The organism is Pseudonocardia sp. C8, assembly GCF_014267175.1.
GTDB lineage: Bacteria > Actinomycetota > Actinomycetes > Mycobacteriales > Pseudonocardiaceae > Pseudonocardia.
Map to the genome: position 1 here is coordinate 5,586,209 of NZ_JACMTR010000002.1, position 18,413 is coordinate 5,604,621.

Sequence of the window (18,413 nt, forward strand, 5' to 3'; positions counted from 1 at the left end):
CCGGCGGTGGCTCGTCGGCGGCCCGGCGGTGGCTCGATCGGTCGCGCGATGGGCGCGCCCCGCCCGGGCCGCCGAGCCTCCGGTCCCCGGGGCTCGCCACAGGTTCGCGCCGTGTCACCGCCGGCCCACCGGGTTCACCGCCCCGGGCACTGTCGATCTGCACCATCCCGCCCGGGAAGAGGCGGAAACGTGCGCCTCGACCGGGCGAGATCTGTCGATCTGCACCCTTGTGTCCCGGAAGGGGCGCGAACGTGCGTGTCGACGGTGGGGGCGGTGTCGATCTGCGCGCTCTCGCCTCGGTGGGGGCGGGATCGTGCGCCTCGACGGTGGGTGCGGTGTCGATCTGCGCGCTCGCGCCGCGGTGGGGGCGGGAGCGTGCGCCTCGGCCGCGGGTGTCGGGTCGATCTGCACGAATGCACCCGGGTGGGGGCGAGAACGTGTCTCCCGCGACCTCCGACCCCCCGTCGATCAGCACGTTCCCGCCGCAATCAGGGCGGCGGCGCGCAGATCGACGGCACCGCGGCCGAGCCCACCCGCGATCGACCCGGTTGAGCGCCTGCGCGAGCCGTCCGGGGCCGCGCGAACCCCGCCGTCAGTGGTGGGCGTGGTGCCGGGCCGGGGCGGCGAGCAACCCCTCGCAGCTGCGGACGACGACCCGGGCCGCCTCCGCGGACGCCCGGCCGGTCAGCGGGCTCTCCGCGCGGCGCCGCCAGCGGCGCAGCGCGTCGGCGGCGGTGTCGTGCACGTCGCGGGGGCCGGCGTCCTCGGGGAGGCCGAGCCGGGCGGGCGCCGAGCCGCCGTCCCCGCCGAGCAGGCGCTCGGCCTCGGCCAGCGCCTCCGGCGGAAAGACGATCTTCCCGGCACGCAGGTCGGCCAGCGCCCGAAGCTCGACGAACTCGTGCGCCCCGGCCAGGATCCGTTCCACCTCGGCGCGCAGCCGGGCCCCGGCCGGGCGCGGCTCGCGGGTCAGCACCAGGTCCACGGCGAGCAACGCCGAGCGGGACTTCAGCAGGTCCCGGCGCTCGGAGAACTGGATGTCGAGCACCCGCCGCAGCTCGTCCAGGCCGGACCGGCGGACCAGGTCGTCGGCCAGCGCGGTCGGGTCGGTGACCCCCTGCCGGATCAGCGTGGTCGCCAGCCGCACCCCGAACAGCCCGAACCGTTCCAGCAGCCGGATCCGGGTCGCGGAGTCCGGGCGGGCCAGGTCGCCGCGGCCGAACCGGTCCGCCGAGAGCAGCAGCGCCTCGACGTCGTCCCGCGGCAGCGCGGCCAGCTCGGAGAGCGCGACGAACTCGTCCTGTCGCATCGTCCGGGCGGTCTCGGCGAGCAGCCCGGCGACGGCGACGACGGTCTGGCACAGCCCGCGCAGCTTGTCGTCGCCGCGGTAGCGGCGGGCGATCCGGCGCGCCGAGGTGAGCGCGTCGAGCCGGCCGACCCCGATCTCGTCGGCCCGGGACAGCACCGCGATGGTGTTCACCGGGGTCGCGCGCGCGACGCCGCGGTCGTGGAAGGACTCCAGGAACCGCACGTCCCCGGCGTGCAGGTGGCGCATGAGGTAGACGACCGCGTCGGCAGGGGACGGCGCGTCCTCGGGGGTCAGGAACTGCCCGGCCCGCGCCGAGGTGTCCGCCGACAGCGACGCGATGCCCGGGGTGTCGATCAGGTTGGTGCGCCGCAGGTGCTGCGACGGCCAGTCGACGAGCAGCCGGTCGACGTCCTCCACCGGGGTGCCCTGCAGGTCGATCCGCAGCGCGCCGTCCCGCCGGGTCAGCGTCAGCGGCCGCTCGGGACGGGCGGGATCGCGCAGCCGCATCCGGACGCCGGGGGCCGGGGCGTCGGCGTACCAGGTGACGATCCGGGTGCACTCCCCGGCGTCGGTGGGCGCGATCCGTTCCCCGACCAGCGCGTTCAGCAGGGTCGACTTGCCGGCCTTCACCTTGCCGGCGATCGCGACCCGCAGCGGCTCGTCGAACCGGTCCAGGTGGTGGCGCAGCCAGCCGGCCGCCTGCGGGGAGTCGCCGTAGACGGCCAGGGCGTCCCGCAGCAGCGCGCGGGTCTGTTCGGTCAGCGCGCTCACGACCCCTCCGCCGTCTCCACGGCCGCCGCCAGCTTCCGGGCCCGCTCGGCCAGCGCCTCGACGCGTTTCAGCTCGGCCTCCAGGTCCGCGACCCGCTTCTGCCGGACCGCGTCGTCCTTCACGGCGGTCTGGGCCGCGGAGACCGACTCCTTCAGCGCCTCGGAGAGCTCCTCGGCGAGGACGGTGAAGTGGTCGCGCAGCTCCCGCTGGATCTGCCGCAGGTTGTCCCGGGAGTCCTTGCCGACCTGGAAGGTCACCTCGTCGATGTGCCGGCGGACGGCGTTCTTGGCGTCGGCCTGGCGGCGCTGCACGAGCCGCTTCTTCTCGTCCCGCACGGTCTTCGCCCCGAACAGCAGGCCGGCCCCGATCGAGAGCGGGTTGAGCAGCGCGAACCCGGCGACCGTGGACGCCAGGCCGATCATCAGCAGGCCGCCGTACCCGCCGCGCATGCCGACGAACAGCTTCTGCCCGACCCCGAAGCTCTCCCCGACCGGCATCTCCAGCGCGTCGACCTTGCCGGCCACCGCGCCGCCGGCGATCCGCAGCTCGGGGAGCTGGACGTCGACGTCCTCCGCGAAGTGCTCGGCCACCCGCTCGGCGAGCCAGCGGGCCCGCTCGGTGGTCCACACGAAGTTCTGCGCGACCGCGTGCGAGACCTGCTTGTGGAACCACTCGGCGAACTGTTCCCAGATCTCGGCCGGGTCGGCGTCCTCCAGCAGCTGCTCGCCGTCCCGGGCGACGGCGCGGAGCCGGTCGCGCAGGTCGTAGTCGATGTCGGCGATCAGGTCGGCGACGCCGTCGTTCAACGTGGTCTGCCAGCGTGCCGACCGCTGCCGCAGCGCGTCCACACGGGACTTGGCGGCCTCGAGGTCCTTCGCCAGGGCGCCGGCCTTCTCCGGGTCGTTCTGCGACATCAGCTCGGCGCGCATCGTCGCCTCGAGCGCCTGGCAGGTGACCAGGACGTCCTGGCTGGTGGACCGGCGGCTCAGGTCGTCGGCCCGGGAGACGACCTTGCGGAGCAGGAAGCCGACCAGCGCCTGGAACCCGGACTCGGCGATGAGGTCGAGGTCCTGGGTGCGTGCCGCGTGCAGCCGCAGCGCCGACGACACCGGCAGCACCTGCGCGTCGATCCGGGCGCGGGCCAGGTGGGCCTCGTCGAGCTCGACGATCCGCCGCCAGTGCGGGTACAGGTCGGTCTTGGTGACCACGCAGGCGACGTTCGGGCAGAGCTTGCGCGCGGCCTGCAGGAAGTCGATCTCCGGGGCGGTGTACTCCTGGCTGGCGTCGGAGACCAGCAGGACGGCGTCGGCGGTCGGCAGCGCGGACATCGTCGCGGCCCCGTGCGCGGACCCCAGCCCGCCGACACCGGGGGTGTCGACGAGGACCAGGCCGCTCTGCAGCAGCTTGCGGGGCAGGGTGACCTCGGCGCGGGCGAGGCCGGCCCGGTTGCCGGGGTTGCCGCCCTCGGAGACGTGCTCGGCCAGCTGCTCGAGCGGGACCGTGGTCCGCTCGCCGCCGCCGTCCTCGCGCACGAGGGTCACCGTGGTGTCCTCGCCGTAGCGCACGACGGTGGGGACGGCGGTGGCGATGTCGTCGTCGACCGGGCAGACCCCTGCGTTGACCAGCGCGTTCACCAGCTGGCTCTTGCCCTGCTTGAACTCGCCGACGACCAGCACGCGCACGGCCGGGTCGGTGAGGCGCGCCTTGGCCTGCTTCAGCCGGGGCGCGAGGTCCGGGCGGTCGTAGGCGTCGACCGCCTTCAGGGCCAGATCGACCAGGCCCATCGCCTCCGGCACTGCCACGTGCGCCCCGCCCCCCACATCGCTACGGAGCGGTCCGGACACCGCTCGTCACGTTCCTGTCATGGATACACGAACGCCATCGGCCCCGGTCACCCACGGGTGGGTGACCGGGGCCGATGGGCCACGCGGTCCAGCCGGCTGCTCCGCGGAGCAGTGGCGAGATCGTCTCGCGAAAACTCAGGCCACGTCGAGGGACGTGTCGTTGTGCGACTGGTCGTGGGTGACGGTCTCGCTGTTGTCGGTCACCGAGACGTCGTTGTCCTCGCTGCTGTCCACGTTGTGCGAGTCCGAGACGTCGGTCGTCGTGGTGGTCGTGTTCTCGGTGTCGTTGAACGAGCCGGAGGCGTCGTGCGAGCCGGCCGCGTTGCCGCCCACCGAGGCCGCCGAGCCGTCGTCGGCGGCGATGTCGCCGGTGCTGGTGGCGTCGCCGTCGCCGAACGCGACGGTGTTGTCGTCGCCGCGCACCACGTCGTTGTCGTCACCGACGACGTTGTCGTCGCCGGTGGTGACCGTGGAGTCCTCGATGTCGTCGCCCGCGGCCACCGCACCGTCGCCGGACGCGACGACCGAGTTCGTCTCGATGTCCTGGTTGAAGTCGCCGCCGCCGGTGTCGATGTTCTGGTTGATCGAGTTGTCCACGATGGTGTCGCGGTCGTCCACGTTGTACGTGTAGTGGTTGTTCGTCACGTACCGCTCGATGTACTCGGCCGGGTCCTCGCCGGGCTTGGGGTGCTCGACCGGGGGCGGCGGGGCGTGGTGGCCACCGCCGGTGTTGTAGTCGCGGTCGAACGAGACCTCGTCGTTGTCCTGGACCAGGACGATGGCGTCGCGGACGTCCTCGGCGCTGGCCTCGGACAGGCCGCAGGAGGCCAGGACCCCGTGCGGGTCTTCCTTGAACTCGGCGAGCAGCTGCGGGTCGCGCAGCAGGTCCAGGATGAACTGGATCAGCGACTTCTCGGCGGACATGGCGTTCTCCTCAGGAGGTGCCGTCGCGCGCGGTCGGGCGACGGGTGCGTGGAGGGGGGGAAGGAGGTCACCGGGCCGGGGCGGGGACCCGGCCCGGTGACCGGTCGTGCGAGCCCGACGATCAGGCGTCGACCTCGAGGTTGTTGTGCGAGTTGGTGTCGGTGTGGGTCTGGCTGTTGTTCTCGAACGACGAGTCGTTGTCCTGGCTGCTGTCCTGGTTGAACGAGTCCTCGATCTCGGTCTCGTTCGTCGTGGTCGTGGTGGTCTCGTTGAACGAGTCGGTGGCGTCGTGCGAGCCGCTGGCGTTGCCGCCCACGGAGACCGCGGAGCCGTCGTCGGCGGAGATGTCGCCGGTGCTGGTCGCGTTGCCGGATCCGAACGCGACCGTGTTGCCGTCGCCGTCCACCACGTTGTTCCCGTCGCCGACGATGTTCCCGTTGCCGGTGGTGACCGTGGAGTCCTCGATGTCGCCGCCGGCGGCCACGGCGCCGTCGCCCGAGGCGGTGACCGAGTTGGTCTCGATCTCCTGGTCGAAGTCGCCGCCGCCGGTGTCGACGTTCTGGTTGATCGAGTTGTCCACGATGGTGTCGCGGTCGTCCACGTTGTACTCGTAGTGGTTGTCCTTGACGTGGACGGTCTCGTGGTGGCCGCCGCCGTCGTGGCCGCCCTCCTTGCCGCCGTCCCAGTTCCAGCCGCCCTTGCCGCCGTCGTAGCCGGTGTCGTAGTTCCGGTCGAACGAGACGGTGTCGTTGTCCTGCATCAGGACGATGGCGTCGTGCACGTCCTCGGGGGTGTACTCGTCGAGGCCGTAGTAGTGCAGGACCGCCTGCGGGTCCTTCTCGAACCAGTCCCGGATCTGGATGCTCTCCGAGTCGCCGGCCAGCAGCTTCTTGATGAACTCGATCAGGGTGAGGGGCTCGGTGGCCATGGTGTCCTCCGCGGGGGCTCGGTGGTGGTTACCGGTCGAGGGCCTCGGCCGGTGCTGCAACGAAAGCTAGGGGTGCCGGCCGCGCCGGCCATCGGGGATCGCTCCGGGTCCCGATCGGGGGCATTAGGGGATCCGCCCCCCATCGCGGATCGCTGCACGGCACGGGTTAACAAAGGGGTGTCGCGGACCGATGCCATCCCCGAAGCACGCCACCGCCCGCCGGTGGTGTCGCCACCGCACACGCGTGCCGCCGACGAGGGGACGGAGCATGTCCTACCTGCTCGGGATCGACCTCGGTGCGACCGTGGTGACCGCCGCGGTCCTGCCGGACGGCGGTGCCGCCGGTCCCGACGGTGTCTCCGCGCTGCCGGCGGTCCTGGTCGCGACGCCGGACGGCGACCTCCTCTGTGGTGACGCCGCCCGCAGGCGGGCACCGTCCGAACCGGACCGTGTCGCGCGCGGCTTCCTCGACCGGGTCGGTGACCCGACCCCGCTGTCGCTCGGCGACGTCCCGTACCGCCCCGAGGACCTCTGTGCCCGGCTGGTCCGCCGGCTGGTGGACGACGTCGTCGCCCGGTACGGCACGGAGCCGGCGCGCATCGCCGTGACCCACCCGGTCGCCTGGGGACGGCACAAGAAGGACCTGTTGGCCGGGGCGCTGGCCCGGCACGGGCTGACCGCCGCACTGGTGGCCGCGCCGCAGGCCGTCGCACTGGCCCACCGGGCGGCGCACCCGGGCGGGGCCCCGGTCGCCGTCGTGGACCTGGGCGGCAGCGGCACCACGGTGACCGTCCTGTCGCCGGCCCCGTCCGGGGGCATGCCGGTGCCCGCCGGGCGGGCCGTGGTGTTCGCCCGCGGCGGCGCCGACGTCGACGACGCGGTGTTCGCCTTCGTCCGCCGGGCCACGCCGGCGTTCGACACCCTGGACGTCGACGACCCCCGGGTACTGGTGGCCCTCGCAGAGCTGCGCGACACGTGCCGGACGGCCAAGGAGGTGCTGTCCGCCGACACCGTGGTGACCGTGCCGGTCGACCTGCCGGGGGTCCGCACCTCGGTCCGCATCCACCGCGCGGATCTCGACGAGCTCGCCCGCCCGGTCCTCGAGCCGGTCGCCGACCTTGTCGCGGACGTCGTCGCGGAGGTCCCGGACGCCGAGGTGCTCCTGGCCGGCGGTTCCGCGCGGATGCCGGTCGCCGTGCAGGTCCTCTCCGCCGGGCTCGGGCGGCCGCTGGCGGTGTGCGCCGATCCGGTGCACGACGCCGCCCGCGGCGCGGCGCTTGCCGTGGCCCCGGTGGCCGGGACCGTGCGGCCGGCCGGCGCCGCGAGCGGGACCGCGCGTGCGGCCGGGGCCGCCCGGCCGGCCGGCGCCGCCATGGGGACCCCGCCCGGTGGGGTCCCGGCCGGGTCGTGGGCGGCGCCCCGGATCCCCGCGCCTCGCGAGCCCGGTACCCCGCCCGGTGGTGTTCCGGCCGGGCCGCGCGCGGTGCCGTGTCGCCCCGCGGCCCGCGCGCCCGAGCCGCGCCGGGCCGGATCGGACCGGACGGCCGGCGTGCTGGCGGCGCCGCCGGCCGCCGTACCGGCCCCGCGGGCCGGTGGCGGTGCCGCCGTTGCGCCGGAGGCGGCCGAGCAGGCCACGGCCGCCTCGGGCGCCGGTCAGCGCCCGGTCCACCCCCGCGGGGACGGTGCGTCCCCCGCCGGGACCGCACAGGCCTGGCCGGTCCGGCCCCGCCGTTCGCCCCCCGCGCTGCAGGCCGCGGAGCTCGGCGCGCCCGCCGCGGACACGGTCGTCACGCAGGACACCGGCCGGGCCGCCACCCTCCGCGCCCCGGCCCGGCGTGTGCTGGCCGGCGCGGGCGGGATCGCCTGTGCGGCGGTGGTGGCGGGTGCGCTGCTGCTCTGGCCGTCCTCGCCGGCGTCGATCGGCGAGCTCAGCGCCGCGCCGACGATGCCGGCCACCTCGGTGCCCGCGCCGGTACCGGTTCCGCCTCCGGCGGCGGAGCCCGGAGCCGCCCCGGTGGCGGTCACGGACCCGGCCGTCCCCGCGTCCGCCCCCACCCGGGCGGCCACGGCACCCGGCCGGGCGGGCACCGCGGACGCGACCGTCACCGCCCGGAGCCGGACCGCGGCTCCCGCGCCCGACCGCATCCCGGGGGCCCGCCCCCGGACGACCACGCCCGTTCCGGGCCCCGTCGTTCCCCCCGCGACCCCGAACCCCACGCCGGCAGCGGCCCCGGACGAGACCCCGGTCACACCGGAGCCAACCACGGGTGCCCCCCGGACGTCTTACCCGGTGTCGCCGGAGCCGTCGACCCCGCCGTCACCGGCGACGGAAGCGGCACCACCGGCCGGCTCGCCCCCACCCACGACCCCGGGAGCGAGCGCGTGAACCTCGATCACCCACTGCGCTGCAACGACAGCGGCGAGTGACCCCCGCCCCTCCGGCACCGCGCCAGGGACGGGATGATTCGGACCGCCGGGTCGGCGTGGAACCGGGAGCCCCCACGCCGGCTCGGCCCCTCACGGCCGTCGCCGCACCCGGTGCACGAAGGTGTGACGGCGGCGGTGCCGTGCCGTGCTCCCGCATCCCTTCCGACGTGGTAGAACGTCAGAGGGTCACGGGGTGGGCACGGTCTGAGGGGAGCTCGTGGTGACACGGTTGGCGGGGGCGGTCATCGGCATGTCTGCGGTGGCCTTGTTGATGGCCTACCTGGCTTTCGACTGGCCGGTCCTTCTGGTCGGCGGGCCCCTGTTCGTGGGCGTCACGTTCACGGTGCTGGCGCTGGCGCTGACCGAACGTCCCCGGGCGCTGCTCCGCGAGCGCCGGGCGTCCGGAACCGGAGCGTCGCCCTGGAAGGGTGCCGCCGAGCGTGGCGAACCCGCGGCCGGCGGCCTGATGAGCGGGTTCTTCGAGGTCAGCCCACAGCCCGGTCCGCTGCCGGAGCAGCGCACCGCACCGTCGACCGGCGCCCGCCCGGCAGGAGCCCGCTAGCGGCAGGGACAATCGGGCGGTGCCGAGCTGCGTGACCGCCCGTATCCGGAGTCCCCGGGGGCGCGCGTGCTGATCGGGATGTCGTTCGCCGTGCTGGCGATGCTGTGCAGCACGATCGCGGCGATCCTCCAGGCCGACGCGGCGCAGCAGGGCGGCCGGGTCAGCACGGTGCTCGCCCGGCCCCGCTTCGTCGGCGGGCTCGCGATGGACATCGTCACCTGGCTCTGCATGGTCGTCGCGCTGCAGTTCGTCCCGATCTTCGCGGTGCAGGCGACGCTGGCCGGTGCGATCGCGATGACCGCCCTCTACGCCCGGTACGCCCGCGGCGAGTGGCTGCGCCCGGTGCACCGGCTGGCGATCGGCTCCAGCATGATCGGGCTCGCCCTCGTCGCCGGCAGCGCCGGGGCCGAGCGCAAGGACGCCATGTCCTCCGGGCACTGGACGATCGTCACCGTGCTCGTCGCGGCACTGGTCCTGTTCATGGCGGCGACGCTGGCGACCAACCGGGTGACCCGGCCCTGGCCCTCGGCGTTGCTCGCCGGGCTCGGCCTCGGCGGCGGCGCGGTCTGCATCCGGGCCATGCACCTCACCGACGGTGTCACGGTGTCCGGGGTGCTCGCCGACCCGCTGATCTACGTGCTGGCCGGCATGGCGCTCACCGGGCTCTACAACTACGCACGCGCGCTGCAGCTCGGCGACGTCGCGACCGTCACCGCGCTCTACATGGTGGTGCAGGTGGTCGTGCCGGGCATGGTCGGCATCACGCTGCTCGACGACACCGTGCGGCCCGGGTTCACCTGGATGCTCCTCCTCGGCCTGGCCCTGGTCGTCTACGGCACCTCGATCCTGGCCCGTCGCCGTTCGGTCAAGCGGACCTCGCCCCGGGTGTCCTAACGTTCTGGCATGCCGACTTTCCAGCGCCCCGGCGTCACCCTGCACTACGAGGAGCACGGCTCCGGCTTCCCGGTGCTGCTGATCGCGCCCGGCGGGCTGCGGTCGACCATCGCGGCCTGGGACAAGGCTCCGTGGAACCCGGTCGACCACCTCGCCGACCGCTATCGCGTCATCGCGATGGACCAGCGCAATGCCGGCTCCTCGGTCGGCGAGGTGCACGGAACCGACGGCTGGTCCACCTACACCGCCGACCAGCTCGCGTTGCTGGACCACCTCGGCGTCGACGAGTTCGCGGTGCTCGGCATGTGCATCGGCGGCTCCTACATCGCGAGCCTGCTGGCCACCTCCCAGGATCGGATCCGGGCCGCCGTGACGCTGCAGCCGATCGGCCGGGCGGACAACCAGCACCGCTTCGAGGAGATGTTCGACGGCTGGCGGGCCGAGATCGCCGCCGACCACCCCGAGGCCTCCGACGACGACTGGGCGTCGTTCAAGGCCAACATGTACGGCGGTGGCGGGATGCTGTTCTCGGTCCCCGACGAGGCGCTGGCCCGGTTCACCACGCCGTGGCTGGTCCTGATGGGCGGCGACGAGTTCCACCCGGAGCAGGTGTCCCGGCGGCTCGTCGAGCTTGCACCCGGTGCCGAGCTCGTCGAGCGGTGGAAGGCCGACGAGTACGTCGCGGACGGCAAGGCCGCCGTCGACACCTTCCTGGCGAAGCACCTGGTCTGATTCCTCCACGACCCGGCACACCGGGCCCGGCACGATGGGCGGCATGAACTGGGACGACGTCGTGCGTATCGCGTCCGCGCTACCGGAGGTCGAGGAGTCGACCTGGTTCCGTACCCCGTCGCTCAAGGTCCGGGGCAAGGGCTTCGCCCGGCTGCGCACCGAGGCCGAGGGCCTGCTCGTGCTGATGTGCTCGCTCGAGGAGAAGGAGGCGCTCCTGGCCTCCGGTGACCCCGCGTTCACCACCACCCCGCACTACGACGGCTACGGCGCGATCCTCGTCGACCTCGACCGGATCGACCCGCAGCAGCTCGCCGAGCTCGTCGAGGAGGCGTGGCGGCGGAAGGCTCCGGCCACGGTCCGCCGGAAGCACGACACGTGACCGGGTCTCGCCGTACCGGCGACAACCGTGGCCCCGGCTGCCTACCGTGGGTGCCATGACCAGCGCACCGGACCGTACGGCGACCGAGATCCGCACGCTCGCCGACCTGCAGGAGATCACCGGGGAGCCGATGGCCTCGGCGATCGCGAAGGAACGCGACCGCATCGGGCCGCTGCACCGCGAGTGGCTGGCGGTGTCCCGGTTCCTGCTGCTGGCGACCTCCGGTGCCGACGGCACCTGCGACGTCTCGCCGAAGGGCGACCCGGCGGGCTTCGTGCACGTCCTCGACGACCGCACGGTCGTGGTCCCGGAGCGCCCCGGCAACGGGCGCGTCGACGGCTGGCGCAACGTCCTGGAGAACCCGCACGTCGGGTTGATCTTCCTGGTCCCCGGCCGCACCGACACGCTCCGGATCAACGGCCGGGCCCGCCTCGTCCGGGACGCGGACTACTTCGACGCGCTCGCGGTGAAGGGGCGCCGCCCGCTGCTCGCCTGCGAGGTGGCCGTCGACCAGGTGTTCTTCCACTGCCCCAAGGCGTTCATGCGCTCCGAGCTGTGGAACGCGGAGACCTGGCCGGCGAAGGACAGGTTGCCGTCGATCGCCGTCATCGCGAAGGAGCTTGCCCGGCCCGACGAGCCGCTGGAACGGATCGAGGAGTACTACGGCCCGTCCTACGCCGACCGGCTCTACTGAGCCCGGCGGCAGGGTCACGCAGATTACATCGAAACCGCTGGTCAGTCGGTGAACAATGGGATCACGTGAGCACCCCTGTCCCGCCGATGCGGCGGTCCCTGCGCGCCCTGCTGTACGCCGTCCTGACTGCACTCGCGATCCCGGTCGCGCTCGCGGTGGGCGCCGCGCTGCCGCCGTCCGCGGCGGTGTCCGGCATCGTGCTCGCGGTGTTCGTCGGCGCGGTGGTCCGCACGCTGTCCTGGGTGGCCGGGACGCCCGGGGGTGACCGGGCGACCGCGCTCGCGGTGGCGGCCGGGCTGGGTGCCGGGGCGGCGGTCGTCGTCCTGGGGGCGTTCGCCGTCATGGCCGGGCCGGTGGCGCTGCTGCTGGTCCCGGTGGTGACAGCCGCCGGTGTCGTGATGTGGTGGGCCGGGCGGCCGGCCGTCTGAGCCCGCGGCCTGCAGGGACCCCTGATCCTTCCCACGAGCGGGCCGTTCGTGGGAAGGAGCTCGACGAACGGCCCGCTCGTGTCAGGCGCTGCCCCGGCAATGACCGTCCGGCGATTTCGATCGACCACCGGCCGCGCGCCCGCCCAGGCCGAACGACGAAGGCCCAGGTCCCTGCGGGACCTGGGCCTTCGGTATGCGAGCGGATGACGGGAATCGAACCCGCGTATTCAGCTTGGGAAGCTGATGTTCTACCATTGAACTACATCCGCATGGCGTGAGATCACTTTAGCAGCCCGGTGCGACCCGCTCGCCAGGGGTCACCCATCGTCCGGTCGTCGCAGGAACCGACCACCCGGCGCGGGTTCCTCGACCGGTCCGCAACCCGCGGAGGACACTCGCTCCCGTCGGTCAGCTCCGCGACCGGAAGGGACCAGATGAGCGCGTTCGAGCCGCTGACGGGCGGTGATGCCGCCGCGTTCCCGGAGCACGAGCACGATGTCCTCATCGTCGCCGGGAGCCGTCCCGAGGTCGCGCGGCTCGCGCCCGTCGCGGCGGCCGTCGCCGCCGCCGACCGGATCCGCGGGATCACCGTCGCCACCGGGCCAGACCCGATGGCCGTGCACGAGGCGTTCGAGGCGCTCGGTGTGCCGGCCGACATCACGGTCCTGCTGCCCGGCGGGGTCGGGCCGGGCATGGCCGACGTCGTCGCGGCCCTGCTGACCCGCCTGGACCGGCTGATGGTCGACCAGGACCCGTCCGCGGTGCTGGTCCACGGCGGCGGCACGGCCGCCGCGGTCGCGGCGAGCGTCGCGTTCTGGCGCCGGATCCCGATCGTCCACATGCAGGCCGGCATGGCGACCGACGACCTGCTGTGCCCGTTCCCGCAGGAGGCACACCGCCGGGTGATCGGCCAGCTGGCCTCGCTGTTCCTCACGACGAGCGGTGCCGCGCTCGGCAGCCCGCTCGGCCCGAACGTGCTCACCATCGGCGACACGATCAACTCGCTGCCCGGGCCGTCGGATCCCGTCTGCGCCGAGGTGCTGCAGCGGGTGCACGCCGAGCGCCGCAGGCTGGTGCTGGTCGACCTGGAACGGCCGTCGTCGTGGCCGGTGCTCGACGGGATCGCCGACCTGCTCGAGCGCTACCCGCGGGTCGAGTTCGTCGTGACGGGACCGCTCGTCGCCGGGGAACCGGCCCGGTCGCCGGCCCGGCACCCGCGGGTGGCCGTCGTCCCCGAGCTGAGCCTGCCCGACGAGCTGGCCGTGCTGGCCGCCGCGACCGTCCTGGTCAGCGATGACCACGAGCTCGTCGCCGACGCACCCGGCCTGGGCACCCTGGCCGTGCGGGTCGACGGGCCGAACATCCCGCAGCCGGGCGACTCGATCCGCAGCATCGCCGCGCAGGATGCGGCCACCGCCGTCGCGCAGGTGATGGACTGCGACCACGGCCGCCGCCCGCCCCCGTCCGACGGTGTCGAGGCCGCCCGCGCCGAGCAGGCGATGGCCTGGATGTTCGGCCTCTGCAGCTCGCCGCAGCTCCCCGATGACCGCGCCGGCGGCTGCACCTCCGACTCCTCCGACGAGGAGGAGTCGTCGGAGGCATGACGCCCGCTCGCTAGGGTGTCCGGGTGCTGCTCTCCGACGGCGACCTGCGCAAGGAGATCGAGTCCGGCCGGCTCGTGCTCGACCCGTGGGACGTCGAGATGCTCCAGCCGTCCAGCGTCGACGTCCGGCTGGACCGGTACTTCCGGGTCTTCCAGAACTCCCGCTACACGCACATCGACCCGGCCCAGCAGCAGGACGAGCTGACCACCCCGGTCGAGACCCCGGACGGCGAGTCGTTCGTGCTGCACCCGGGCGAGTTCGTGCTCGGGTCGACGTTCGAGCGGGTCGGGCTGCCCGACGACCTCGCCGGACGGCTGGAGGGCAAGAGCTCGCTCGGCCGGCTGGGTCTGCTCACCCACTCCACCGCGGGGTTCATCGACCCCGGCTTCACCGGGCACATCACCCTCGAGCTCTCGAACGTGGCGAACCTGCCGATCACCCTCTGGCCCGGGATGAAGATCGGCCAGCTGTGCCTGTTCCGGCTGTCCAGCCCGGCCGAGCGGCCGTACGGCAGCGAGGGCGTCGGCTCCCGCTACCAGGGCCAGCGCGGGCCCACGCCGTCGCGGGCGTTCCGCAGCTTCCACCGGACGGACACCCGCCGGATCTGACCCGGTCCCGAGGCACGCTGGCTACCCTGGTCGGCGATGGACGCCGACCGCAGCTCATCGGAGCACGCCGACCCGTGGGCGACCGGGCGGCGCCGCCCCGAGCCCCCCGACCGGGCGGCGTCGCCGGACGACGACACGGACCCCTGGAAGCACTGGCGCCGGCTCCGGCCGCGCAGCATCCGCGGCGCGAGCGCGCTCGGCCTCGCCGGCGCGGCGGTCCTGCTGTTCCCGTTCCTCGACGACCCCGACCGCTGGTGGATCCCGGCCGGGCTGGGTCTCGGGACGCTCGTCCTGCTCGCGTTGCTGCGGCTCGACCGGCTGCTGAACGGCTGGGCGCCGCACGTCGCGGGCGTGGTCCTGGTCGGCGCGCTGGTCCAGGGGACCGCGCGGAACCCGTGGGCGTGGGGGCTCGCGCTCGGGGTGGGCGTGGTCGTCGCCGGGCTGCTCCTGCTGCCCCGCTGGAAGGTGCTCGCGGTCGGCGCAGCGCTGCTGGCGGCCTCGGGAATCGGCTACACCTTCCGCTCGGTGGAGCTGGCCGAGGAACGGGCCCGGGTCGACGCCCAGGCCGGCGCCCAGATGCGGGCCGCGCTCGGGGTCGACCGCCCGCAGCTCGCGCTGGTCGCGCTGGACACCGGCGTGGCCGGCGGGAACCCCGCCCGGGTCTGCCGGGTCGCCCAGGACCCGGCGATCGACCAGCTGCGGGCCGCCACCGGCGCGGCGACCTGCGAGGACGCCGTCGCCGTCCTGCACTCCCGGGTCCCGCCCCGCGCGGAGATCACCCGTCCGGACCGGGAGTCCGAGCCGGACGTCCCGCCCGGCGGCACCCTCACCGTCGACGGCTGCGGCTCGGCCTGGGGCGCGGCTGCCGGACGGGAGCTGGGCCGGGTCGTGCTGACCCGCACCGACGCCGCCACACCGACGTACCAGGTCAGCGGGTTCGCCCCCTGCTGAAATCGGGACTCATGGAGCTTTGGTCCCGTGGCACGGGACCAAAGCTCCATGAGTGTGAGCTGGGGGTTAGTTCTCGCCGGACTTCTCCGGCGACACCTGTTCCGGGGTGGACCCGTTCGACGAGCCGTTGCCCGAGGATGTCGCCGTCCCGGTGCTGGCCGCGCCGTCCGACCCGGCGGGCGTGCCGGACGGGTCCTGGGTCGCGGCCTCCGCAGCGACCTCGCTCCCCGGGGTCGCGACGGCCGGGGTGTCGGTGGTCGGCGCGTCCTCCGCGGTGACCTCGGCGGGCTCCTCCGGCTCCGGGGCGGGGTCGCCGCGGCGGACGGCGGCGAGCAGCATCTGCGAGACGTCCTGGACCTTGACGGCCTCGCCGACGGTCTGGTTGACCCCGTCGGTCATCATCGTGCGGCAGAACGGGCAGCCGACCGCGAGGGTGCCGGAGGGTTCGCCGTTCCGCCCGGCCTGGGTGAGGGTCTCGGCGGCCTCCTCGGCGCGGGTGAAGTTGATCCGCTTGCCGATCCGCTCCTCCATCCACATCCGGGCGCCACCGGCGCCGCAGCACATGGACCGGTCGGCGTGCCGGGGCATCTCCGACAGCGTCGCGCCGGAGGCGCCGACCAGGGCGCGGGGCTCTTCGTAGACCTCGTTGTGCCGGCCCAGGTAGCAGGGGTCGTGGTAGGTGACCGGGCCCGAGTCCTCCCCGGCCGGCGCGGAGACCGGCACCAGCTTCTTGTCCCGCACCAGCTTGTTCAGCAGCTGGGTGTGGTGCACGACCTCGTAGTGCCCGTCCAGCTGCGGGTACTCGCGGCCCAGCGTGTTGAGGCAGTGCGGGCAGGTCGTGACGATCTTGCGGGTGCCCGGCTCGCGCCCGGAGAAGACCGTGTTGAGCACCTCGACGTTCTGCTGGGCCAGCATCTGGAACACGAACTCGTTGCCCGAGCGCCGGGCCGGGTCACCGGTGCAGGTCTCCTCCGGGCCGAGCACCACGAACTTCGTGCCCGAGCGGTGCAGCAGCTCGGCGGTGGCCTGGATGGTCTTCTTCTGGCCGTCGTCGAACGCGCCGGCGCAGCCGACCCAGAACAGGTACTCGGTGTCGGGGGACAGTTCGCCGTCGAAGACCGGGACCTCGAAGTCCAGGCCCTTGGTCCACTCCAGGCGGTCCTTGGCGTTCTGCCCCCAGGGGTTGCCCTTGTTCTCCAGGTTCTTGAACAGCGAGTTGAGCTCGGTCGGGAACTCCGACTCGATCATGACCTGGTAGCGGCGCATGTCCACGATGTGGTCGACGTGCTCGATGTCGACCGGGCACTGCTCGACACACGCCCCGCACATGGTGCAGGACCACAGCACGTCCGGGTCGATCACCCCGAGCACGTCCTGGCCGCCGACCAGCGGCCGCTCGGCCTCCTTGCGCGCCGACTCCGGGATCGCGGCCAGCCGGGCCTGCGCGTCGTCGCCGGTGATCCCGACCTCGTCACCGGCCATGTCCGTGGACCCGCCGGCCAGCAGGTAGGGGGCCTTGTCGTAGGCGTGGTCACGCAGCGCGTTGACCAGCAGCTTCGGGCTCAGCGGCTTCTCGGTGTTCCAGGCCGGGCACTGCGACTGGCACCGGCCGCACTCGGTGCAGGTGGTGAAGTCCAGCAGCCCCTTCCAGGTGAAGTCCTCCACCCGGCCGGCACCGAACACGTCGGTGTCCGGGTCGGCCTCCTCGAAGTCCAGCGGCTGACCACCGGACATCATCGGCTTCAGCGCGCCGAGGGCCTTGTAGCCGTCGTCGTTGCGCTTGAAGTAGATGTTCGGGAACGCGGTGAACCGGTGCCAGGCCACCCCCATCGTCGGGGTCAGCGCCAGCACGATCAGCCACACCGTCGCCGAGAGCACCTTCACCGTGGCGAACACCGTGACCAGCGTCGGCGAGGCCGGCAGGACCGCCCCGAGCGCCTTCGACAGCGGCGCCGACCAGGTCGGCACGTCGAACACCCCGAGCGCCTCCTTGGCGCCCCGCACCACCAGGATGCCCAGGCCCTCGAGGAACACGATCGCCTCGACGAAGTACGCCCGGCCCTGGTGCGAGCCGTAGAACCGCGACATCCGCCCCTTGATCCGCGGGTTGTTCAGCTGCCGGATCGCGATCAGCACGGCGATGCCGACCACGGTGCCCACACCGAGGATCTCCACGAACAGGCTGTACAGGCTCCACTCGCCGATCAGCGGCAGGTGGTACGTCGGGCTCCACACCTCCACGAACGCCTCGACCAGCGCCAGGAACAGCCCGCCGAAGCCGACCATCACCAGCCAGTGGAACACCCCGACGTGGCTCCACTTGAGCATCCTGGTGTGCCCCAGGGTCTCCTTCAGCATCGTCGCGAACCGCGGCCCGAACGGGCCCGTCCGCGTCGGGTCCGGCTGGCCCAGCCGAATGATCGACACCATCTTCGCGACGGTGCGTGCGATCAGCACCACCGCGACGATCGCCGACACCACCGTGACAGTGCCCAGCGTGTACTGCACCCAGGTCATGTGGAGAAACCTCCCTTGAGAGCACCCGGCCCGAGGGCTGTCCGGGGCCGTGCCTGCCTGGGACGGACGCCTCCCGGGGCGCGGTCGTCGCGGCGGAACGGGACGGGAACCATGCTTCGTTCGCGGAGGGACGTCCGGTGGCGCGCACGCGGCCGCGGGCAGGGCGAACCGTGCCCCCGGGACCGGGCGGGCCTCTCCATCGCAGTGCCTCCTCGGACGTCGCCGTCGCGTTGATGTGGTGGGACGCGACGGCGGTCGGGGCGAAGAGTAGTGCTCCCGGCCGACGTGCGCCCCGCCCCGTCGGGGACGGCCCGTGCTTGTTACCGAACAGTAGCCTCTGCTGACCATGACATCTCGCCCCTGGCGGGTCCCACTGCAGGACGCGAGGTGAGGCGCGAGTCACGCTCCTCGGTGCGGTACACGATTCGGCCGACCGTGTCGATTCGACCGCGGTGCGTGGCGTTCACACCGGGCGTACGGACCACTCCTCTACTATCGCCGTCGGGTCTCGTGGTCTACTCGCCTGCGGGAGCGACCGGGAGAAGCGGATTCCGCAAGGAGGAGCTGTGAAGACCTCGTTCGAGGCGATCCAGCTGGTGCTCGCGCAGGGCGAGCTCACGACCGTCAACCTCCGCGACTGGATCACGAACAACATCGTGCCGCTGATCCTGCTCGCGATCGCCGTCATGCTGCTCTGGATCGGCGGACGGGGAGACAACGCCGGGGTGGCCCGGCGCAGCGTCGGGCTGCTGGTGGGCCTCGTCGCCCTGGGCATCGCCGTGACCGGCAACGGTCCGGCCGTCGGTCAGGCGCTGGCGAACCTGCTCGTGTCCACGGGCTGATC

At 73.4% G+C, this 18,413-nt stretch carries 16 protein-coding genes and 1 tRNA gene; 11 read left to right on the forward strand and 6 right to left on the reverse strand.

The window, feature by feature from the left end:
- Window positions 1-592 precede the first annotated feature (592 nt).
- The 4 genes from H7X46_RS26520 to H7X46_RS26535 form a co-directional block, all read right to left on the reverse strand.
- Window positions 593-2,077: a dynamin family protein gene (locus H7X46_RS26520; protein WP_186361936.1), complete on the reverse strand. Its 1,485-nt coding sequence runs from the start codon at window positions 2,075-2,077 to the stop codon at window positions 593-595.
- A complete protein-coding gene (locus H7X46_RS26525) occupies window positions 2,074-3,879 on the reverse strand; it encodes a dynamin family protein (RefSeq protein WP_186361937.1) in 1,806 nt (601 codons plus the stop codon). The genes H7X46_RS26520 and H7X46_RS26525 overlap by 4 nt, the downstream gene beginning before the upstream one ends.
- Window positions 3,880-4,056: 177 nt before the next feature.
- Window positions 4,057-4,845, reverse strand: a complete 789-nt coding sequence (locus tag H7X46_RS26530; RefSeq protein ID WP_186361938.1) for an IniB N-terminal domain-containing protein — start codon at window positions 4,843-4,845, stop codon at window positions 4,057-4,059.
- A gap of 121 nt (window positions 4,846-4,966) precedes the next feature.
- On the reverse strand, window positions 4,967-5,773 hold the full coding sequence (locus H7X46_RS26535; RefSeq protein ID WP_186361939.1) for a hypothetical protein: 807 nt from the start codon (window positions 5,771-5,773) through the stop codon (window positions 4,967-4,969).
- Window positions 5,774-6,041: 268 nt separating this feature from the next.
- Between H7X46_RS26535 and H7X46_RS26540 the strand changes: the two genes are divergently transcribed.
- The 7 genes from H7X46_RS26540 (at window position 6,042) to H7X46_RS26570 (ending at window position 11,889) form a co-directional block, all read left to right on the forward strand.
- On the forward strand, window positions 6,042-8,159 hold the full coding sequence (locus H7X46_RS26540; RefSeq protein ID WP_186361940.1) for an Hsp70 family protein: 2,118 nt from the start codon (window positions 6,042-6,044) through the stop codon (window positions 8,157-8,159).
- Between the two features lie 261 nt (window positions 8,160-8,420).
- Complete coding sequence (locus H7X46_RS26545; RefSeq protein ID WP_186361941.1) at window positions 8,421-8,762, forward strand: hypothetical protein; 342 nt, start codon at window positions 8,421-8,423, stop codon at window positions 8,760-8,762.
- Window positions 8,763-8,828: 66 nt separating this feature from the next.
- Window positions 8,829-9,656, forward strand: coding sequence for a hypothetical protein (locus H7X46_RS26550; protein ID WP_186361942.1), 828 nt, complete (start codon window positions 8,829-8,831; stop codon window positions 9,654-9,656).
- Window positions 9,657-9,665: 9 nt separating this feature from the next.
- Window positions 9,666-10,388 carry an alpha/beta fold hydrolase gene (locus H7X46_RS26555; protein WP_186361943.1) on the forward strand — a complete coding sequence of 241 codons (723 nt, stop codon included), beginning with the start codon at window positions 9,666-9,668 and terminating at the stop codon, window positions 10,386-10,388.
- 43 nt (window positions 10,389-10,431) lie between these two features.
- The gene (locus tag H7X46_RS26560) at window positions 10,432-10,767 is read left to right on the forward strand and encodes an MmcQ/YjbR family DNA-binding protein (protein WP_370588984.1); all 336 of its coding nucleotides are present in this window, start codon (window positions 10,432-10,434) and stop codon (window positions 10,765-10,767) included.
- Window positions 10,768-10,822: 55 nt separating this feature from the next.
- Complete coding sequence (locus tag H7X46_RS26565; RefSeq protein WP_186361945.1) at window positions 10,823-11,461, forward strand: pyridoxamine 5'-phosphate oxidase family protein; 639 nt, start codon at window positions 10,823-10,825, stop codon at window positions 11,459-11,461.
- Window positions 11,462-11,526: 65 nt separating this feature from the next.
- Entirely contained in the window at window positions 11,527-11,889 is a 363-nt protein-coding gene (locus tag H7X46_RS26570) for a hypothetical protein (protein ID WP_186361946.1), read from the forward strand.
- Between the two features lie 198 nt (window positions 11,890-12,087).
- Here H7X46_RS26570 and H7X46_RS26575 read toward each other — a convergent pair.
- Window positions 12,088-12,158: transfer RNA gene (locus H7X46_RS26575), tRNA-Gly, on the reverse strand.
- A 165-nt stretch (window positions 12,159-12,323) separates the two neighbouring features.
- On the opposite strand from H7X46_RS26575, the gene H7X46_RS26580 reads away from it, so the two are divergent.
- Genes H7X46_RS26580 through H7X46_RS26590 form a run of 3 tightly spaced genes read left to right on the forward strand, consistent with a single transcriptional unit; the run spans window position 12,324 to window position 15,052 of the window.
- A complete protein-coding gene (locus tag H7X46_RS26580; protein WP_186361947.1) occupies window positions 12,324-13,493 on the forward strand; it encodes a UDP-N-acetylglucosamine 2-epimerase in 1,170 nt (389 codons plus the stop codon).
- A 23-nt stretch (window positions 13,494-13,516) separates the two neighbouring features.
- Entirely contained in the window at window positions 13,517-14,101 is a 585-nt protein-coding gene (gene dcd, locus H7X46_RS26585; RefSeq protein WP_186361948.1) for a dCTP deaminase, read from the forward strand.
- Between the two features lie 36 nt (window positions 14,102-14,137).
- Window positions 14,138-15,052 carry a hypothetical protein gene (locus H7X46_RS26590; RefSeq protein ID WP_186361949.1) on the forward strand — a complete coding sequence of 305 codons (915 nt, stop codon included), beginning with the start codon at window positions 14,138-14,140 and terminating at the stop codon, window positions 15,050-15,052.
- A 66-nt stretch (window positions 15,053-15,118) separates the two neighbouring features.
- Here H7X46_RS26590 and H7X46_RS26595 read toward each other — a convergent pair whose 3' ends face one another.
- The gene (locus H7X46_RS26595) at window positions 15,119-17,569 is read right to left on the reverse strand and encodes a (Fe-S)-binding protein (RefSeq protein WP_186361950.1); all 2,451 of its coding nucleotides are present in this window, start codon (window positions 17,567-17,569) and stop codon (window positions 15,119-15,121) included.
- Window positions 17,570-18,135: 566 nt separating this feature from the next.
- Between H7X46_RS26595 and H7X46_RS26600 the strand changes: the two genes are divergently transcribed.
- The gene (locus tag H7X46_RS26600) at window positions 18,136-18,411 is read left to right on the forward strand and encodes a hypothetical protein (RefSeq protein WP_186361951.1); all 276 of its coding nucleotides are present in this window, start codon (window positions 18,136-18,138) and stop codon (window positions 18,409-18,411) included.
- Window positions 18,412-18,413 lie beyond the last annotated feature (2 nt).